Source organism: Bacteroidota bacterium (assembly GCA_018266835.1).
Classification (GTDB): Bacteria; Bacteroidota; Ignavibacteria; order Tepidaquicellales; family Tepidaquicellaceae; genus JAFDZO01.
The window spans coordinates 459,576-480,789 of the sequence record JAFDZP010000002.1 but is presented as its reverse complement, the minus strand read 5'-3'; the positions used below and the strand labels follow the sequence as shown (position 1 = coordinate 480,789).

Annotated in this window: 11 protein-coding genes; 10 read left to right on the top strand and 1 reads right to left on the bottom strand. The window is 36.7% G+C overall.

Annotated elements, in window-relative coordinates:
* The first annotated feature begins 832 nt into the window (after positions 1 to 832).
* From JST55_03915 to msrB, 4 genes are all read left to right on the top strand, one after another.
* On the top strand, positions 833 to 3,724 hold the full coding sequence (locus JST55_03915; protein MBS1492629.1) for a T9SS type A sorting domain-containing protein: 2,892 nt from the start codon (positions 833 to 835) through the stop codon (positions 3,722 to 3,724).
* A 237-nt stretch (positions 3,725 to 3,961) separates the two neighbouring features.
* On the top strand, positions 3,962 to 6,871 hold the full coding sequence (locus JST55_03910) for a T9SS type A sorting domain-containing protein (protein MBS1492628.1): 2,910 nt from the start codon (positions 3,962 to 3,964) through the stop codon (positions 6,869 to 6,871).
* 216 nt (positions 6,872 to 7,087) lie between these two features.
* Positions 7,088 to 7,519 carry a VOC family protein gene (locus JST55_03905; protein MBS1492627.1) on the top strand — a complete coding sequence of 144 codons (432 nt, stop codon included), beginning with the start codon at positions 7,088 to 7,090 and terminating at the stop codon, positions 7,517 to 7,519.
* Positions 7,520 to 8,116: 597 nt separating this feature from the next.
* The gene (msrB, locus tag JST55_03900) at positions 8,117 to 8,707 is read left to right on the top strand and encodes a peptide-methionine (R)-S-oxide reductase MsrB (protein MBS1492626.1); all 591 of its coding nucleotides are present in this window, start codon (positions 8,117 to 8,119) and stop codon (positions 8,705 to 8,707) included.
* A 46-nt stretch (positions 8,708 to 8,753) separates the two neighbouring features.
* Here the strand turns inward: msrB and JST55_03895 are convergent, their stop codons facing one another.
* Positions 8,754 to 9,614, bottom strand: coding sequence for a hypothetical protein (locus JST55_03895; protein MBS1492625.1), 861 nt, complete (start codon positions 9,612 to 9,614; stop codon positions 8,754 to 8,756).
* A gap of 103 nt (positions 9,615 to 9,717) precedes the next feature.
* Here JST55_03895 and JST55_03890 point away from each other — a divergent pair, with 103 nt between their 5' ends.
* The 6 genes from JST55_03890 to JST55_03865 all read left to right on the top strand — a co-directional run bounded on the left by JST55_03890 (position 9,718) and on the right by JST55_03865 (position 21,200).
* Positions 9,718 to 11,517 (top strand): tetratricopeptide repeat-containing sensor histidine kinase, encoded by a 1,800-nt coding sequence (locus JST55_03890; protein MBS1492624.1) that lies wholly within the window; start codon positions 9,718 to 9,720, stop codon positions 11,515 to 11,517.
* An 11-nt stretch (positions 11,518 to 11,528) separates the two neighbouring features.
* Entirely contained in the window at positions 11,529 to 12,920 is a 1,392-nt protein-coding gene (locus JST55_03885; GenBank protein MBS1492623.1) for a tetratricopeptide repeat protein, read from the top strand.
* A 13-nt stretch (positions 12,921 to 12,933) separates the two neighbouring features.
* Positions 12,934 to 14,337, top strand: a complete 1,404-nt coding sequence (locus JST55_03880; GenBank protein MBS1492622.1) for a tetratricopeptide repeat protein — start codon at positions 12,934 to 12,936, stop codon at positions 14,335 to 14,337.
* Between the two features lie 49 nt (positions 14,338 to 14,386).
* Complete coding sequence (locus tag JST55_03875) at positions 14,387 to 16,438, top strand: tungsten formylmethanofuran dehydrogenase (GenBank protein ID MBS1492621.1); 2,052 nt, start codon at positions 14,387 to 14,389, stop codon at positions 16,436 to 16,438.
* Positions 16,439 to 16,853: 415 nt separating this feature from the next.
* Entirely contained in the window at positions 16,854 to 18,941 is a 2,088-nt protein-coding gene (locus JST55_03870; protein ID MBS1492620.1) for a T9SS type A sorting domain-containing protein, read from the top strand.
* A gap of 1,899 nt (positions 18,942 to 20,840) precedes the next feature.
* A complete protein-coding gene (locus tag JST55_03865) occupies positions 20,841 to 21,200 on the top strand; it encodes a T9SS type A sorting domain-containing protein (protein ID MBS1492619.1) in 360 nt (119 codons plus the stop codon).
* Positions 21,201 to 21,214 lie beyond the last annotated feature (14 nt).

Here is a 21,214-nt window from a genome sequence, read left to right as displayed (position 1 = left end):
GTTATTCTAATACAGGACTTTTCGAATTTTTCTGTCTGTTTTTCCCATCAAAAAAGTACTTTGCAACGTACAAAAATCTGTCAATTAAAAAAATGCAGTGTTACCCATTAGTACTAATAGGTAAACATTTTTTATATTTTAAATCACAAGCACATAGTTACTGAGCAGGGGACTAACAACATCATAATTTTCACATTATTGTAATAATCTAACATGATTGGATTCCCGCTTTCGCGGGAATGACAAGCAGGTGTTGTTGGTCAGGAGACCAACAACGGAGTTGCAATAACATGATTGGATTCCCGCTTTCGCGGGAATGACAAGCAGTGCGTTAAACCACCCCCTGCCCCCTCCTTGGTAAGGAGGGGGACTTGTGTATCGACCATCATTCAGCCGTTCAATCCACCGTTGTTGGTGTTTTCACCAACAACCATCCTGCAAGGCACACACATTCTCGTGGTTGTTGGTCAGGAGACCAACAACGGCGGTAAAGTTATACCTCATTCCCAACCTCCCCGCTGGGAATGTATATTATGTTAGCTTCCCAACGAGTACATTGAAAGCAGAAAAAGTTTGCTTTATTACTTAAGCATAATACAAATCATTTTTTATTATTTCAATCGAATGTTCCCTATTTGAAGGTATAGGGAATTATTTTTATATAAGTAGAAATTTTTATTGTGTATAAAACCGGAGAAATATTTCTAAATTGTTCTTACCGTTCAGTAAGTATAACTTTAATATAAATTCTATTCACGTTTTTTTCGATTACTGATGCTATACGGCAAGCTTGGGTGCCTTAAAAAATGATTTACATTTTTAAGGAGCGCTTATGAAAAACCAAGCTTACACATTAAAATTTTTCCTTCTTATTCTTCTTTTATTTTCAATTTTAATCATTAATGATACACCTGCCCAGTTAACATTTTCTTCTCCTACAAGTTTTCCGCTTGGTTGGGCTCCGTGGGGAACTGTTGTAGCAGATTTCAACACTGACGGTAAGCCGGATTTTGCAGTAGGTGAATTTGGCGGAAACGATGTTCGGGTATGTCTTAATACAACTGTCACAGGTTCTTTTACTCCAACATTTACAGCCGGAGTTCCCTTTCGTGCAGGGGCTTATTCACAGCATCTTATAGCAGGTGATTTTAATGCAGACGGTAAACCGGACATTGTAACGGCAAATACAAATGCTGCAACTATTTCGCTCTTTTTTAATAAAACACCCTCCGGCTCATTGACTCCTTCCTTCACTGTAAAACAGGATTTTATATCAGGAACATTCCCTAAAGGAATTAAAACAGGAGACTTTAACCAGGATGGTAAACTGGATTTTTCCGTTTGCAATGAGCTAGGTAATTCAGTAACTATATTCACAAATATGATGACTTCGGGAGATACAATTGCAACCTTTTTAGTTATTGCAATTCCTACGGGAGAGGCACCTTACGATCATGCAGTTGGAGACATTAATAATGACGGTAAGCCGGACTTAGTAGTTCCTATTTACGGGCAAACATTTCTTTCAACTTTTATAAACACCACAGCGGCGGGAGCTTTTACTCCAACCTTTTCAGCAGCAACAAATTTCCCTACAGATTCAGGAACAGCTGTAACAAGGCTGGCAGATTTTAACGGAGACGGTAAGCTTGATATAGCCGCTACGAATATGATTCACGTGCCTACAATTGTGCTGGCTGTTCTTATTAACACAACTACGCCGGGTTCATCTACGCCAACTTTTACAGCAAAAAAAGATTTTGTAAATGCGGGCGATGCATTTCAATTTGAAGTAGGGGATATTAATAACGACGGAAAACCGGATATGCTGACAGCGTGCCATTCAATGTCTATTTTTCTTGATACAATGGCTGCAGGTTCATTTATTCCTTATTTTCATACAAGATTTGATATTCCTCAAGGAGGTGTTACGTGGATATGTTATGCTGATTTTAACGGTGATGGAAAAATGGATATTCTTGGAACGAATACTACTGCGGTTTTGTATCTTAATACATCGACACTGGGCACTGCTACACCTTCGTTCAGCACCAGAAAAGATTTTACTTTTGCCGAGTATCAATCATACATTACATCTCAGGATTTTAATATGGACGGAAAAAAAGATATAGCAACCGTGAGCCCGAGTTATAATTGTGTAGTTGTACAAATTAATAAAGCGGGAGTGGGTTCTATGAATCCTCTTTTTTCCGAGCGCAGGAATTTTTTCACAGGAGATATTCCTAATTCAGTTGTTTCGGCAGATTTTAATATGGACGGCAAACCGGACTTAGCTGCTGCTAACAGTAATTCTTCATCAGTTTCTGTTTTTGGAAACAATGTTGTTCCCGGCGGCGCGTTAGGAGTATTTTCAACTAAGAATGATTTTACAGTTGGCAGCGGACCCTCATGGGCAGATGCTGCAGATTTTAATCTGGACGGTAAGCCTGATTTAGTTGCTGCTAATAATATTTCAAATACAGCTTCTGTTTTAATAAATAATACAGCATTGGGAGTAACAACTCCTTCATTTTTACCTAAAACAGATTTTGTAACGGGGAACGGACCAAGCTGCGTTCAAACAGGTGACTTTAATTTCGACGGCAAACCCGATTTTGCAGTGGTAAACCAGTCATCGAATAACGTTTCAGTTTTTATAAATAATACTCCTGCGGGGAGTCCAGTTTCATTTCTTCCCAAATTAGATTTTTCCGCAGGCAGCGGAGCTGTTTCACTAACTGTGGCGGATTTTAACGGAGACGGCAAGCCCGACATTGCAGTATCAAATCAAACTGATAACAATATTTCCGTTTTAATGAATAACACCGCACCGGGAACAATGACTTGTTCTTTTTCTTCAGCGGTAAATTTTGTTACCGGCATTCAGCCGGTTTTTGTCACGAGCGGAGATATTAATAATGACGGATTGATAGATTTAGTTGTATCAAATTTTCAGTCTAATACTATTTCAATATCATTGAATAATACTACTCCCGGTTCACTAACTCCTTCATTTGCGCCAAAAACTGATATGGCTACTCAAACCGGACCATGCGGATTAGTTGTTACAGATTTTAACGGAGATTTTAAGAAGGATATAGCTGTAGCATATACAGGTTCAAATTATTACTCCGTATTTCTTTCAACATCAATACTGCCTCTGCCGGTTGAGATTTCATCTTTCACATCAACAGTAGTTAATAACAGCGTTACATTGAACTGGAACACAGTTATGGAAGAGAATAATTCAGGCTTTGATATTGAAAGAAGTTTCTTCGGAGGAGATTGGAGCAAAATAGGTTTTGCGGCAGGTAATGGAACAGTGAACGCACCACAAAGCTATTCTTTTATTGATAAAGGATTGAATACCGGTAGATATTCTTACAGATTGAAACAAATAGACTACAACGGAAATTACAAATATTATGAATTGCAGAATGAAGTTGTGATAGGAATCCCAACTAAGTTTGCATTAATGCAGAATTATCCGAATCCGTTTAATCCTGCTACAATTATCAATTATCAATTAGCAGTTAACAGCTTTGTAAGTCTTAAAGTTTATGATGTAACAGGAAAGGAAGTTATGAACGTAATAAATGAAAATCAGACAGCGGGATATTATACAGTTAGTTTCAATTCAGCAGGACTTTCCAGCGGAACATATTTTTATAAACTTACCACTGATAATTTTAGTGATGTGAAGAAGATGGTGGTGATTAAGTAAAAAGTTTTTAAAGGTTTGTAAAGTTTGTAAAGTTCGTAAAGTTTGTAAAGTTCGTAAAGTGAATGCCTCTTCTTTATTTTAGGAGAGGCTTTTTATTTTATGCAGCTCAATGCAAACCTTTCTGAATTATTTTCATCAAAATTTTATAATTGTAATACTACTCTGAAAATGATATTTTTCGTCTAAACGAGGTCACACCAATATTAATCATTAAAAACTAATTCACACTTTTCCCCAATGAACAAAAAACTTACTTTTGTTAAGTTATTCATTGCGCTTATTGTTTTATGCTTCTTTACAGAAAGAACATTCGCGCAGGTAACTTTTACAACGAAAACGGATATTACAATAACATCCAGCGCAGGCGCTATGTTTATGATTCCTGTTGATATAAACAGCGACGGCAAGCAGGACTTAGTAACTGCTAATCAGAATTTAAACGGCATCTCAATTTTATTAAACACTACAGCTATTAATTCTTCTACACCTTCTTTTTCTGCTCAGACAGATTTTGCTACGGGCACTGCTCCGCATAGCGTTTCAGCCGGAGATATAAATGGTGACGGATTGTTAGATCTGGTTGCAGTTAATACTACAAGTGCTACTGCATCTGTTTTTCTTAATACAACTACACCCGGAGCTTCAACTCCGACAATGTCTGCAAAAACAGATTTTGCCACAGGTACAAATCCATACTCAGTTGTATTGAAAGATATGAACGGAGACGGCAAGCTAGATATAGTAGTTGCAAATCAGTTAGCAAACACAATAGGAGTGTTCATAAACACAACAACGCCCGGAGCATCTACTCCGACATTCGGAGCAATGACTGCATTCGCTACTCCTGCCGGCCCAACACACTTGGCAGTGGCAGATTTAAACGGAGACGGTTTACCGGATGTTGTAGTACCTAATAACACCGCAGCATCGGTTTCAGTATTCTTTAATACAACAACGGTCGGCTCTTCAACCCCTACTTTTGGAACAAGAGCAGACTTTACTGCAGGTACTACTGTATGGTCAGTGGCAATAGCTGATTTTAATCTTGATGGTAAGCCTGATATCGTCTGCGCAAACAGAGGCTCTTCATCTGCTTCATATTTTTTAAATACAACAACAACAGGTTCGGCAACTCCTTCGTTTACAGCGAAAACAGATTTGGCTGTAGGCTCAACTCCATTCGGAGTCGGAGTGGGCGATTTGAATTGTGATGGTAAACCTGATATTTTAAGCGCATCGAGAGGTGCAGCGCAGTTTTCAGTATTTTTAAATAATACTGCTCCGAATGCATCATCATTAACTTTACTTGCAAGAACAGATAATACAACTGCCTCACAGCCATATTTCCCCATTGTAGCAGATTTTAACGGTGACGGCAAACCGGATGTTGCTTGTAATACCGGAACAGGAAACAGTATTTCAGTTTTTATAAATACAACAGATTTAAGCACTAATGCACCATCATTTTCTGCACAGACAGTTTTATCTACAACAGGAGCTCCACAAGATGTTTGCTCCGGGGATTTTAATGGTGACGGTAAACCTGATTTTGCCTGTACCAACTATGGCTCTTCTACTATTTCAGTATCATTGAATACAATTGTTCCGGGTGCATCTACACCTTCTTTTTCATCAGCTACAACTTTTGCTGCTAACCAATTTGTAATAGGTATCTGGAGTGCCGATTTCAATGGCGATGGTAAACCCGATTTAGCCTGCATCAATTATGGTCCTTCTCTTATTTCAGTATATATTAATACGACCACACCGGGCGCATCAACACCAACATTTACAGCTAAGACAGATTTTGCTGCTACTAATGCAGCAAATTATTTAGTCGCAGCAGATTTTAACGGCGACGGATTACCGGATTTGGCATGCACAGATATGAATAATACTTCAATGTCCGTTCTACTTAATACAACAACTCCCGGCTCTACCACACCATCATTTACGGCTAAAACAACTTTTACAACCGGTACATCTCCGAATAAAATTGTTGCTGCAGATCTTAACGGTGATGGTAAGGCTGATATAATAGTTGGTAACAGAGATGGTAATAATATTTCAGTATACATTAATACAACAACACCCGGCGCATCAACACCTACATTTACTGCTAAGACAGATTTTGCTGTTACAGGAAATGCATATGGTCTTAGTTCGGGAGATTTTAATGGCGACGGAAGACTTGATATTGCCTGTGGTAACGCCTCAGTGATTTCAGTTTTTCTTAACACAACTACATTGGGAGCAACGACTCCAACATTTTCTGCAAAAACAGATTTTGCAACAACTCGGACTGCCAACTATATTTGCACTGGAGATTTTAACGGTGACGGTAAAATTGATTTAGGATATACTAATGCTTCCGGCGGCACAGATTATTGCTCTGTGTATTTAAATAATACAACCCCCGGCTCGTCAACTCCGGTTTTTAACAATAAGACAGACTACGCTGCAGGCAGCGGACCTCTGGGAGTTGCAGCATCAGATTTTAACTTAGATGGTAAGAAAGATTTAATTTGCGCCGATGGTAACAGCAGTTCAATTTCAGTTTATTTAAACACTGCAGTTTATGCATTACCCGTTGAACTTGCATCTTTCACATCAAATGTGAACGGAAATAATGTTATGCTGAACTGGAGTACAGTGAGCGAAGAAAATAATTTAGGATTTGAGATAGAAAGAAATTCATTCGGAACAGGATGGACAAAGGTCGGATTTGTAACCGGTGCAGGAAATTCCAATACGGCAAGAAATTATTCATTCACAGATAACGGACTTAACAGCGGAAGATATAACTACAGACTGAAGCAAATTGATTACAATGGAAATTATAAATATTATGATTTACAAAATGAAGTTGTTATCGGAGTGCCAAATAAATTTGCATTGATGCAGAATTATCCCAATCCATTTAATCCGACAACAATTATCAATTATCAATTAGCAATTAACAGTTTTGTTACTCTGAAAATATTTGATATCTCTGGAAGAGAAGTTAAACAGCTTGTGAATGAAGTTCAGCAGGCAGGATATTACGCTGTTGATTTCAATGCATCATCACTTTCAAGCGGAACATATTTTTATAAGCTTACATCAGCAAACTTCAGTGATGTGAAGAAGATGATACTTGTTAAATAAAAAATTCACTTACCATTCCTTCCCCCTCCTTTATAAGGAGGGGGACTGAGGGGGCGGTATCATTTATTGAGTTATTCTGCATCTTCTCTTCTTCTAAATTAGCGCGTAAAATTTAAGAACTTTTTTAAATTTTGAACAGTTGGTTTTTGTAAAAGAAGCAACCACTTTAACCTTCCTTCATTTTTAAAAATAATTTCTGAATTTAAATTTTAAATTATGTCAGTTAAACCAATCCCGCAGGGTTATCATACCGTTACACCCTACATACTTGTAGATGGATGTCATAAATTTATAGAATTTTTGGAGAAGGCATTTAGTGCTAAGGTAAACAATATTCACGAAACAAACGGAAAAGTATTAAATGCTGAAATAAGCATTGGTGATTCGCTTGTTATGGTTGGTGATGCTCCGCAAGGTCACAAACCAAATCAGGCAATGTTTTATTTGTACGTAGAAGACGTTGATGCTATGTACAAGCAGGCAGTGAGCGAAGGCGGAGAGTCAGTTCAGGAGCCCGAGGATATGTTCTACGGTGACCGCTCTGGCGCAGTAAAAGATTTTTCAGGGAATGTATGGTGGATTGCAACTCATATAAAAGATGTGAGTGAAGAAGAACTGAAAGAAGGTATGAAAAAGAAGAAGATGTAAACGTTGAGCAAAAATAAAAAAGCCCCGCGGGAGTCTCACCTGCGGGGCTGATTGAATTCCTGAGGTTTAGCGCGGCAAAGAACAGAAACTAATCTGTTCAAAGACAATTCTACACCTTCCCCTCTTATATCAAAAACTCTTGTTAAAATCTACGTTAACAAACATGATAGTTAGAGACGCGCCTCCGTCAAAAAATTGTTTACTATCATACATTACTCCTTTCCGGTTTCCCATTTAGTTTTTTCCAGTAAAATAACTGAGTGCAGATAAATTAAATTTTTTGATTTTTAAAAGCAATATCTTTTAAATATTTTCCTGCTTACAAAATAAACATTGATGCAAAAGATATAGTTTCAAATTTATTATGTAAAAATTTTTACTGACCTTCCACAGGGCGTCCCCGCCCGGCCTGAAAGGCCGGACTGCGAGTTTTAATTTTTGCTAAAGCAAAAATTATAATTCGCAGTGTCCCGACGGATGTCGGGACGCGGGGCGCCCCAATACACCATGCATTAAAAATCTATAAGAAAAAAAAAATCGTATGAACGATATAAGCCAAAAATCAGTTTTATAATAAAACCACACAATAAATTTATAATGAAAAAAATATTAGTAATACCTTTCCTGTTGTTAGTTCTTCTTTACGGGTGCGGAAAAACTATGGATAAAAAAGTTGCGCAGGGCATGGATACATTGATACAAAAAGAAAGCAGAGAAATTTCAAAGTCAGATAAGCCTGCTAACCCTTATTACTCAAGAACGGATACGAATATATTAAACATAAGTGATGCAGACTGGAAAAAAGTATTGCCGGACAGTATTTATCAGGTAGCACGAAATAAAGCGACTGAAGAAGCTTTTACCGGGAAGTTCTGGAACTCAACCGGATTAGGTACATATTACTGCGCAGTGTGCGGCAACGAACTTTTCCGCTCAGATGCAAAATTCGGAAGCACTTGCGGATGGCCAAGCTTTTTTGAAACAGTCCGCAAAACCAGTGTTATTTATCAGGAAGATAAATCTATAGGAATGGAACGGACGGAAGTATTATGCGGAAGGTGTAACTCTCATCTGGGGCATATTTTCGATGACGGTCCTCCGCCGACTTATAAAAGATATTGCATGAATTCTATCGTACTGGATTTTGTTGCTGATAGCGATACAAAAAACAAAACAGCTTCAAAATAGTTTTGGAATATTTCTTCCGGAGTTTCCACTCCGGAAGCGAGAAATTTTATTTTACACCCTTATCCCGCGTTAAATTATTTCTGTCAATCTTTACAAATTTACGTGAGAGGTCATTGTAAATTTTAGCTCTGAGCTCATTTACTTTCATTCCTGTTTTCTTTGTCTCCACATCATAATCTTCTCCCGCATCAAGCAATTCTATCGAACTCTTTTCTTCAGTTAATAGGTAAATATACTCCTCGCAGGAAACGTTTCCGTCAATCCATATTTCATTTTCAGGAATGAAGTTGTAATCATTCGCGTCGCCGTCAAAGCCGAAATCGGGATAAATTTCTCTTCTTATTTTATCACCGTCAACAAGCCAGACATTGTAAGGATTCCCTTTGCTCTCTCTTCTCTCAATATAAATATCTTTCAGTTTAATTTTATCAGGCAGTGTTTTTATTTGTTTAAGTGAATCCGTATCAGTCGGAGAAACTTCAGGTAATGATTTTTCATGAGTAAGACTTTCCTCTCTGAATCCGTTTCGCAGCTGAACTTCAAGCATCAATGATGAATCATGCGCCTGAATGTAAGTCCATTGCTTATCACGCATTAAAGTCATTTCATTTATTTCATGTTTGAGCGTTGTGGTATATTCTCTGTTAGGAATGGAATTATCAATCCAGATTTCATTATGAGGAACAAAAGGGTAGCGCTGTTCGTTGCCGCCAAAAATAAAATCGGGATATATTTCTCTTCTTACAAGCTCTCCGTCAACGATATAGATTTCAAGACTATCGATTTTACCCATGAAAACCTTGTAAACTCCGGCGATATCATCGACTCCTTTGTAAGTGTAATTTGTTTGCACTTTGCATGAGCTCAAAACAACCGAAATAACAAATAAAAACAATAATTTTTTCATATTACAAAGTAGCATTTTTTTCTCTAATAATTGATTACCAATAAAATTCAATACTATATATTTCATTTCAAAATCTGCAAAATAATTCTATCTTTAGTTATCCATGTCACCCATAGAAGAAAAAGTAATACCGACAGCCGAGAAATTACGGGAATTTCTTGCAATCGCTTTTAACAACTATACTTCTTCGCAATTAGAAGAAGCAGAAAAATTATATACTGAAGCGAAAAATTATGCTGAAGAAATTCACGACGCCGATTCATTGTATAAAGCGCATTTAGGTCTTGCAAAGATATCGATGCAGCGAGGTCATTTTGACGTAGTGGTGGAAAATATAACTGACGCCCTTCAAATTACATCTGCATTAGAAATCAAACGTGAAGAAGCATCCTGCCTGAATATCCTTGGAATTGCATTATCAAATCTCGGAGATTTTTCAAGCGCGCTTACAAATTATTTTTCGGGACTAAAAATTTCAAGGGAGCTTAATAATAAAAAACTCGAATCACAGTTTTTAAACAATATTTCCAACTGTTATAGCTGGATGGAAGATTTTAATAATTCGCTTGAGTATGCAGAAACTGCAATGGCGCTCGCTAATGAAGTAGGTAATCCTTCCGATATTTGCTCAATGAAAAGTAATCTCGGATTTTTGTATTCAAATCTGAACAGGCTTGATGATGCTCTGAAACTGATGAATGAAAGCCTTGAAATGAATATTAATCTTGTTAAGAATAATGATGCCCTTGCAAAAACTTATAACAACATAGCATCAGTTTACCTGAAGCAAAAAGATTATCATAAAGCTTTGGATTATTATTCAAAGTGTATGGAAATTGTTACGGAGAATAAGGATGAATCTACAATGGCGCACACTGAACTCCTAATTGGTAATGCTTATTTTCATTTGAATGAATTTGAAGCTGCTCTGATTCATCAGGAAACAGCCCTGGATATTGCTCTTAGAATAAATTCGAAAAAACTCCAGAACAAAATTTATTACCATCTTTCTTATACATATGAATCGTTAGAAGAATATGAAAAAGCTTACGAAGTTTTTGAAAATTATTACAAGCTTGAAACACAGGCAACAAAAGATTTTTCGGATTTAAAAGTAAAATATCTTAACGTTGCGCACAAAGTTGATGTTGCTAAAAAGGAAGCTGAGATTCTGCATGAAAAAAATGAAGAGCTTGATGCATTGAATAATGCGCTGCGGGCATTGCATGAAGAAAAAAATGAATTTTTAGGGATAGCTGTTCACGATTTAAAAAATCCGCTTAACGGAATTTCATTGGCGGCTTCGGCACTAATTAAAAATATCAATAAAGTTACTCCGGAAAAATTTGAATCTGTAATTCAAAGAATAGAATCGGTAACTGACAGAATGAAAATGATATTAAGCAATCTTCTTGACGTAAATGCAATCGAGTCAGGTGAGTACAAACTAAATTTAAAATTTGTCAATATTTCTTCTCTGGTTTTAGAAATAGTTTCTCATTTCAAACATATTGCAGAAGAAAAAAATATTATTTTAGAGTATGAGAATAAAACAGGAGAAATGTTTTTTCTTACAGATGAAACAGCTCTAACTGAAATTCTGGAAAACTTAATTTCCAATGCGATTAAATATTCCGATAAAAATAAAAACGTTTGGATTATTTTATCTGATGCAGTGAACAATTTTAAAGTTCAGATTATTGATACCGGACTTGGTATAAAAGAAGAAGAGCAGGAAAAAGTTTTTAAAAAATTTGCGAAGATTTCCAATAAACCTACAGCAGGAGAAAACTCAACCGGTCTCGGTCTTTCCATAGTTAAGAAGTTAACCGAAATGCTCGGCGGAAATATTTCTTTCAAGTCTGTTTACGGAAGCGGTACAACTTTCACCCTTGAATTCTGAACTCATATTGAATGATAGACCTTCATTTAAATATTGATATAATATCTCTTCCAATAGAAGAAGCTCATAAAAAAATTGACGGGATTAATAAGATAGCCGACCATTTCCATTCAATAAAAAATTATGAGGATTCCAAATATTGTGCTGAGAAAGCTTTAGAACTTTCCCTGACAATCAATTATTCTAAAGGTATCGGAAAAGCGAAGTACGTAATAGGAAAAATAAACTTTATGTCGGAAGATTATTTTTCCTCTATTCAGAATTTAATTGAAGCAGAAAAATTATTTGATATTATTAAAGATTTAAAAAGCTCGGCCGTGACATGTTATCAGCTGGGGCTTGCATACTGGAATATCGGAGATTATCAAAATGAGAGTGAATGCTTTTTCAAAGCACTGGATTTATACAGGCAAATAAAATCTGTAAAGGATGAAGCTAACTGTCTTAACTCAATAGGCAATTATTTTGTTGAAACCGGAGACTATGACTCAAGTCTTGAGTATCACAAGATGTCTTTGAACATCAAAAGAAAAATAAAAGATATTAGAGGAATAATTTTTTCCCTCTATAATATTGCGCTTATTCATAACAACATTGCTGCATTCACCTTATCGGATGGCAGTGAGCTTGCGCAGATGCATTATAGAAAATCTCTGAAGTATTATTCGGAAGCATTGGAGTTCAACAAGAAGCTGGAAAAAGATATTTTCCTTGAAAAGAGAATTTTGCAGAACATTGCGTTGAATTATTCTAACTGCGGTGAGTCTGAAAAAGCATCTGAAATACTTTTAGACTGTGTGGATTACTTTACAAAAACTAACAACGATATTGATAAATGTGATACGGTAATTTATCTGGGGATAATACATGTCAGGATGAAAAAATGGAAAAAAGCTGAAGAATATTTTTTTGAAGCTCTGAAAATAGCTGAGAGGCTTCATTCAAACAGACATAGTATAAATCTTTATAGAAGCTTAGCAGAAATGTACAAGACAACAGGAGATTATAAATCGGCATTGTTTTATGCCAGAAAGCGCACGGAACTTGATCTTGAACGTAACAAAACATTAACCGATAATAACATAAGAAAACTGAATGTGCTTCATAAAGTTGATATTGCCAGAAAACATGCAGAAGCATTAACCGAAAAAAATGAAAAACTAAAATTGAAGCATGAAGAGCTTCTGAAACTAAACCGAGATAAAAATTATTTTCTTAATCTTGCTGCAATTGATTTAAAGCAACCTTTGGAAAAAATATCCGGGCACACTGGTTTTATAAAAAAAAGCAGTTTGAGTAATTCTGTTGAGCCGCTAAATTCCATTCTGAAAGAATCTTCTCACATGGAAAAAATCATTTCCGAATTACTGACAATAAACGAGACAGAATCATTAAATAACTAATACAAGCTATGTAATGATAAACCTTCACTTAGATACTGACATCAGAACACTCCCGCCGGAAGAAGCCAGAGAAAAAATTGACGGAATAAATCAGGTAGCAGAACATTTTTGTCGTACAAAACTTTATGAAGAATGTAAATATTGCTCTGAAAATGCTCTGGAGATGGCCAATCTGATTAACTACAGTAAAGGAATTGCCCGGGCTAAATTTGTTTTGGGATTAATGTATACAAGGCAGGAAAATTATTCTTCCGCAATTCCATTGTTAAGTGAAGCAGAGAAAATTGCCGATGAAACGAATGACTTACATCTTACTGCACAAGTGTGCCAGCAGATAGGAATTTGTTACTGGAATATCGGAGATTATACGAATGAGATTGAAGCATTTTTTAAATCAGTAGATGCTTATAACAGGACTAATCAGCTTAAGGGAGAAGCTGACGCTTTAAATTCTATAGGTAATTGTTATCTGCTTGCAAAGGAATTTGATTCTGCTCTTGAGTATTATAAGCTTGCAATAAAAATTAAAAAAGATATACGCGATGTTAACGGAATTATCTACTCTCTGTACAACATTGCTTTAACTAACAATAATATCGCTGCTGAAAGAGAATTTTTAGTTGATAATTTGGATGAACAGGAAATCACTCAGAAGTATTACAATAAAGCGCTTAAGTATTACTTTGCTGCATTAGAATTTAATTCCGAACTTGAAAGAGACCCGTTCCTGGAGCACAGGATTCTCCAGAATATAGGTCTCTCTTATATCAATGTGGAAAGAGCGGATGAGGCAATCGAAATTTTTCATAAGTGTATCGGGTATTATGAAAGCACGGGAAATAATATTGATAAATGTGATACGCTTATTAATTTATCTCTTGCGCTTTTAGCATTAGGCAAAGATGAAGAGGCAGTAGAATGGCTTCGTGAAGCAAATGTTATATCAGAAAAGCTTGGACTCAAAAGACTGGTAATGCAGATTCATTTCCATTTTGCAAAATATTACTTAAAGAAAAAAAATTATAAAACTGCATTGGAGTATCAGAGGAAATATGCTGAACTTGATTTGGAAAGGATTAAAACATTAATTGAAGATAAAATCCGGAAGCTGAATATTCTGCACAAAGTAGATATTACAAAGAAAGAGACGGAAATTCTTTCACGAAAGAACAGTCATTTGAAATCTTTAAATGACGAACTTGTAAAGCTGAATAGTGAAAAAAATTATTTTCTTAACGTTGCCGGAAAGGATTTAAGACTCCCTCTTGAGAAAATAGGAAATAAATTAGAAATAATTAAAAGAGTGGATACAAATTCGCGAATACAAAATCTTACTGATATTCTCGAAGATACCAGTCAAATGCAGGGAATTATTTCCAACCTGCTGGCAATAAACGAATCCGAATCAGTAAAATAATCCCTCCGTTTTGAATTGTAAATTTTCCTTATACTAAGGAATTTTGTAAATGGTAAATAACGATATCCTTCTCAAAGCCTACAGCTTAATGTGCGATGCCAGAGCAATGGCAGAGACTTATGATGCAAACAGGCAGATATGCAAATTTGTGCATTCAACATCACGCGGACACGAGGCAATTCAGCTTGCTGCCGCATTTCAGATAAAAGAATCAGACTATTTAAGTTTATATTACAGGGACGAATCATTTTTACTGGGACTTGGATTTTCTCCCTATGAATTAATGCTTCAGCTTCTTGCAAAAAGGGATGACCCTTTTTCAGGTGGAAGAACTTATTACTCGCATCCTTCGATTAATAAACCCGGTTTCCCTAAAATTCCGCATCAGTCAAGCGCAACGGGCATGCAGGCAATTCCTGCAACAGGCATGGCTCATGCAGTTTCTTATTTAGAAGCGGAAGGGAAGTTAGATAAAGAAAAAATGCCGATAGTACTTTGCTCCCTTGGTGATGGTTCTGTTACAGAGGGAGAAGTTGCAGAGGCATTTCAGATGGCAGTATTAAAAAAACTTCCGATAATTTATTTAGTGCAGGATAATCACTGGGGAATATCTGCCAGCGGAGATGAAATGTATGCTATGAATGCGTATGATTACGCTGCAGGATTTAAAGGCATGGAGAGAATGCAGATAAACGGTTCTGACTTTGTAGAATCCTATGAAAAAATGACTGAAGCAATTGATTACGTAAGAAATAACAGAGCATCGATATTAGTGCATGCAGAGGTACCATTACTCGGGCATCACACATCAGGCGTAAGAAAAGAATGGTACAGAACAGAAGAAGATCTGAAAAAGCATGAAGCGATTGACCCGTTCCCGAAATTAAAAAAACTTCTTATTTCACGCGGAGCAAAATTAGAGACTCTTGACTCAGTTGAAAAAGAAGCGATGAAAAAAATTCAGAAAGAATTTGATAAGGCTGTGAAGTCACCTGACCCTGACCCGGCAACTGTTACTGACCATGAGTTCGCTCCTACAACTGTAACTGAAGAACTTGGCGAAAGAGAACCGGATGGAAGAGAGCCGATTGTAATGGTTGACTGCGCGCTGCATGCAGTAGATGAAATTATGAAAAGTGATTCTTATGCATTACTGTACGGTCAGGATGTCGGAAAAAGATTAGGCGGAGTATTCAGAGAGGCTGCGACGCTTGCACAGAAGTACGGAGACCACAGAGTATTCAATACACCGATACAAGAAGCATATATAGTAGGTTCGACAGCAGGAATGAGCGCTGTTGGATTAAAGCCGATTGTTGAAATTCAGTTTGCTGATTATGCATTTGCAGGAGTAAATCAATTACACGTTGAATTATCCAAGTCATGTTATTTATCAATGGGGAAATATCCCGTGGGTTGTGTGATAAGAATTCCTATAGGAGCGTACGGCTCAGGCGGACCGTATCATTCAGGATGTATTGAATCAAGCTTGCTTCCTATCAGAGGAATTAAAATTGCTTACCCTTCCAACGGCGCTGACTTAAAGGGTTTATTGAAGTCAGCATATCTTGATCCAAACCCTGTAGTTATGTTTGAACACAAAGGATTATACTGGAGCAAAGTTCCGGGTACATCTCATGCAATGACAGTTGAGCCCGATGAAGATTATATAATACCGTTCGGCAAGGCAAGGATTGTTCAGCATGCTGAGCAGGAAAAAATTGATAACGGCGAATCGCTTGTAATTATTACATATGGTATGGGAGTACACTGGGCATTGAATGCTTCAAAGAATTTTCCGGGACAGATAGAAATTTTAGATTTAAGAACACTTAATCCTATAGATGAGGAAGCGATGCATACATCTGTGATGAAACATAATAAATGTATAGTCGTAACAGAAGAGCCCTCATTAAATTCATTTGCAGAATCCCTTGCAGGAAGAATATCAAAAGAATGTTTTAAATATTTAGATGCACCTGTTGAAGTAGTAGGTGCGTTGAACGTTCCCGCAATTGCTTTGAACTCAGGACTTGAAGCAGCCGTATTACCAAGTGCTGATAAAGTGGGAGTTGTTATTAAAAGAGTTTTAAACTCTTGACATTGTACAATAAAGCTCATTCAAATGCTCATTCGATTGATTTAAATGGCTCTATTTTTCTCTTGACAAAAAATATCAAATAATTGATGTTGTCATAGGTTTAATTTGGTATAAAAAGTCACCCCGCTTTTAAATTTAAACCTGACCTCAAACTCTAAGAAATTTTATTTCATCTCATTGTAAATTTGTGACATGGAAATGTAACTATTTGTATTTTTCTGTGTTACAGTAGAAGTATTTGCAATTATGAAGTATAAGTTTTACCCCATGCTTTAAATGTTAGACCTTAACCTCTAAGGAATTTTACCACTCTCAATTTAATTTTAAATCTCAAGCAGATGAATTAAATTTTTATCTGCATAGGATAATTATATTCAAAAAGAAATACTAACTAACTAACTTAACGAGGAAAAAAATGAAAAAAGTCATTCCATTTTTTCTGCCTTTAGGACTACTTGTAGTCCTTTCATTAGGATTTTATTATTCTAATGGCGGCAACACTGCTACATCGATAGCAGAAGCTTTAAACACAACGTCACCTATACCAGTGGTGAACAATCAATATGATATGACCGGAGCATGGGTATCTGGAAGTGCTTTACCAAGCGCCAGATATTATCATGGCGGTGTAGGTCATGTAAGAAATGATTCAGGTTTTGTATATGTATTCGGTGGAGACTCCACAGGTGCAGGTACAGCAGCCGGCGTAAATACATACAGATATAATATCGCAGCTAATTCATGGTCACAAATGGCTCCATTACCGCAAGGAAGAAGACTTATGGGTTCTGCAAAATTAGGCGATACAATTTACTGTTTAGACGGTCTTAATGGTACTGCTTCAAACATGACTTTGTATAAGTATAACATTAATGCAAATACATGGTCAACAGGAGCAAATGCACCTGACAGTATGTGGTATGTAAAAGCAGTTGGATATCAGGATAGCTTGATTTATCTGGTCGGCGGTTACGGAGCAAACGGTGTTACAAGAACTTCTGTATTCATGTATAATGCAAAGACAAATTCATGGAGAACAGCAACAAGTCTTCCTTTAGGAAGAGGCGACGGTGCGCTTGCAATGGCAGGCGATACAATCGTATATGTCGGCGGTCTTAATGAATCAGTAGCAGTAACAGCAGTAACATACAGAGGTGTTATCAATCAATCAGACAGAAGTCAAATTACATGGACTACAGGAGCTAATTATCCTGCAGGTGTCAGATACAGATGGAATGCTCAAACCTGGGGCAATAAAGGTGTTATTGTTTCAGGCGGTGCTTCAACAGGATTCACCGGTTCACAGGAAACATATGTATACAGCCCGGGTGCAAATACCTGGACTGCTCAGACAAACATGCCTTCAATTATGCTTGCTTATGCCAGCGGTTCTGTAAGATACAACAGCGGTATTTGGAAGTATGTTATAGGCGGTGGTGTAACATCAGGTCCGGCTTTATCAGGAAATACATTAGTATTTACAGATACATTGTCAGCTCCTCCTCCTCCTTCAAATTCAACATTGGTATTGTTCCATGATTCAACGGTTTCAGGCGGTTTAGCAAAGAGAAAAGCAGACAGAGATTCAGTTATGAAATATTTACCGAGCCTGATTTCAGGTTATGATGTAAGTTATTTTACTGCTGCTACAGTATTACCAAACTTGTCAGGTTATAAGACAATAATTCTTGTTGAAACTAGCTACGATAACAGCGGAGCATTGGCTCTTGGTACAAGCGCCAGAACTGATATTAAAGCATGGTTAGCTTCAGGTACACCTGCAGATAAAAAAGCTTTAATTTCTATCGGCGGTGACCAGGGTTATAATTATGACCAGTCAGGACAAACAAATACGGACACAGCATTCTCAAGAGGATATTGTGGATTTATTTACAGAGTAGATTCCGGTATGCCTTCACCGGGAACTATCACCGGTATTTTGACTGATATCGGCAATACCAGAAATTTGTTGACACCTAGCGATGCAGGATACTATCCTGACGGAGTTTCACCTACATTAGGAAGTTCACCTGTTTATAAATATGGCAACCATTCAGTATTAGATACAGTTGCTGCAGTGTCAAAAGGTACTACAGGTTATTTTGCAGTAACATCATTCCAGGACCCGAGATATTTTGTAAATGGTGATTTAAAACCATGGTTAGCAGCTTTAATCGGATATGCAAAACTTAACGGAGGAACTATTACAAATACTACTCCTATAGTCAGCACAATTGCAGATAAATATGCTTTATCACAAAACTATCCTAATCCTTTCAACCCGACAACAAAAATTACTTTTGCAATTCCGCAAAACGGTTTTGTATCGTTGAAAGTTTATGATCTTTCAGGTAAAGAAGTTATGACACTTGTAAACAAGAATATGACGGTAGGAAGCTACTCAGTAGATTTTAACGGCGCATTCTTATCAAGCGGAGTTTACTTCTACAGACTGGAATCAGACAACTTTGTTGAAACAAAGAAAATGATGTTAGTGAAATAAGAAAACGATTTAATCAGTATTAATTAATTAAGAAGCCCGTTCCGGTTTATCCGGTACGGGTTTTTTTATTGATTTTAAATAAAATTATTATAAAAAAAGGCTTTCTTCTAAAATTCAAAATCTCTTTTTTACTATTGCTTTATACCTATTTTTTTCTAAAATTGTAGTACCTCTAAAATAAGTACTCAAGAAAGGAATCCATAGGTGAATTTACTGGTACGTAAATACTATACTCTAATATTATATAAATTTTTTTAATAGAAGTCCATTCTGATTTATTCGGGGTGGACTATTTTTGTTTATAATAAAAAACATTTTTACAAACTTATTTAACCAAAATAAAAATACACAATGAGAAAAATTACTTTCTTGTCTGTAATGTTACTTGCTTTTGCATTCAATGCATTTGCTCAAGATAACTCTAGTTCAATTTCTACGGAAGTTAATCCTTGGTCGTCCTCTCACTACATCAAGGGTCATGTTAATGCAAATTCTGTAGAAGCTGTCGGAGATCTTTTAAGAAACCACAATGTGGACTCTCTGACACCAGGAAGTGCAGTTGCTTACGGTGTTGTATGGACAGGTTCATACTATATCGTCAGTCAGTTCAATGCTAATAAATTTTATAGATTTACCGGAGCTTGGACAAGAATTGACTCTTTCACAGTTACAGGTAGCACAGGTTCATTCAGAGATATGGCTTTTGCAAAAGGCTTACTCTGGGGTGTAAACACAACTAACCAGATCTTTGGTGTTGATACTGCCACCAAAACAGTGGTAAAAACTATCACATGCAGTGGCGCAGCTACATTAAGAGCTTTAACTTGGGACCCATACAGAAATGGTTTCTGGGTAGGAACAACATCATTCACAGGTCCATTAGTATGCGTTGATACAAACGGTGTAAATATTCCGGGTGCATCAATCACAACACCTGCATCAGGTTTATATTCTGCAGGTTATGAAAACAACGGTTCACAAGCAACTTCATTTATCTGGATAGGTACAGACCAGACACCAACATCAACAACAGGTACAGCATTAGTAAAATACAATGCAGGTACATTAGCTGTGGTTGGTTCACCGTTAAATATCACAGTTCCTCTTACAACAGGCGCACCATTAGCATCAGGCGGCGGTGAAGTTGTTACAAATCTTGTTCCCGGAAAGAAAACATGGGTCGGATTAGTACAAGGAACACCTGACAGAGTTTTCGTAGTAGATTTAGGTGATCTGCCTGCACCACCAACACCAACAACTTTAGTATTAGTTCATGATACAGTATTAGGCGGTGCAACAACAACAAAAGCAAACAGAGATTCACTTGTAAAATATTTACCATCATTAATCTCAACTTTTGATGTTGCAACTTTCGACACAAACTCAACTTTACCGGCTAACTTAAGCTCATATAAAACAATTATCGTAGCAGAAGTTGCATTCAATACAATTACTACCAGATACCTTGGAAGAGCAGCAAGAGTAAACTTAATGAACTGGTTAAACTCAGGTACGCCTGCCAACAAGAAAAATCTTATTTTAATGGGTGGTGATGAAGCATATAATTACCAAAGAACAGGAAGCGCAGGCCTTGATGCAGATTTCGCAAACGCACTCGGTATTATATACAGAGTTGACAATGCTTCAGCCACACTAAAAATAGTATTTAACACAACAACTCCTTCAGTAACAGATAGTATTGCAAATGCAAATAACTATTATCCTGACGGGGCATCAACAACAAACGGAAGTGTTCCGATTTTAGGATACACCGGACATACAGCAGCTGATACACTTGCTGCAATAGGAAGAGTACAGCCAAACTACAACGTAGTAACCTGCTTCCAGGATCCAAGATACTATCAGAACACAGGCGGCAGCGCTGCTAATTCATTAGGAATGGGCTTAAGAAGAACTTTGGCTACATTATTAGCATTCTGTAACTCAAATGCCGGCGGAATAACAGTTATTCCATCGCTTAACAGTACAATTGCTAAAGAATATTCTTTAAGCCAAAACTATCCAAATCCATTCAACCCTTCAACTTTAATTAGCTTCTCAATTCCACAAAATGGATTTGTAACGCTGAAAGTTTATGATATTTCGGGTAAAGAAATAACAACCTTGTTAAACAGAAACATGACAACAGGAAGTTATTCTGTTGAATTCAATGCTGCTGCTCTTTCAAGCGGTGTTTACTTCTACAGACTTGAATCAAACAACTTTGCTGAAACAAAGAAAATGATGCTTGTAAAATAATAATCATTTGTTAT

Coding starts and splice junctions, on each gene's coding strand:
- JST55_03890 (MBS1492624.1), top strand. CDS start 9,718: ATGTCACCCATAGAAGAAAAAGTAATACCGACAGCCGAGAAATTACGG.
- JST55_03895 (MBS1492625.1), bottom strand. CDS start 9,614: ATGAAAAAATTATTGTTTTTATTTGTTATTTCGGTTGTTTTGAGCTCA.
- JST55_03865 (MBS1492619.1), top strand. CDS start 20,841: ATGGGCTTAAGAAGAACTTTGGCTACATTATTAGCATTCTGTAACTCA.
- JST55_03915 (MBS1492629.1), top strand. CDS start 833: ATGAAAAACCAAGCTTACACATTAAAATTTTTCCTTCTTATTCTTCTT.
- JST55_03875 (MBS1492621.1), top strand. CDS start 14,387: ATGGTAAATAACGATATCCTTCTCAAAGCCTACAGCTTAATGTGCGAT.
- msrB (MBS1492626.1), top strand. CDS start 8,117: ATGAAAAAAATATTAGTAATACCTTTCCTGTTGTTAGTTCTTCTTTAC.
- JST55_03885 (MBS1492623.1), top strand. CDS start 11,529: ATGATAGACCTTCATTTAAATATTGATATAATATCTCTTCCAATAGAA.
- JST55_03910 (MBS1492628.1), top strand. CDS start 3,962: ATGAACAAAAAACTTACTTTTGTTAAGTTATTCATTGCGCTTATTGTT.
- JST55_03905 (MBS1492627.1), top strand. CDS start 7,088: ATGTCAGTTAAACCAATCCCGCAGGGTTATCATACCGTTACACCCTAC.
- JST55_03880 (MBS1492622.1), top strand. CDS start 12,934: ATGATAAACCTTCACTTAGATACTGACATCAGAACACTCCCGCCGGAA.
- JST55_03870 (MBS1492620.1), top strand. CDS start 16,854: ATGAAAAAAGTCATTCCATTTTTTCTGCCTTTAGGACTACTTGTAGTC.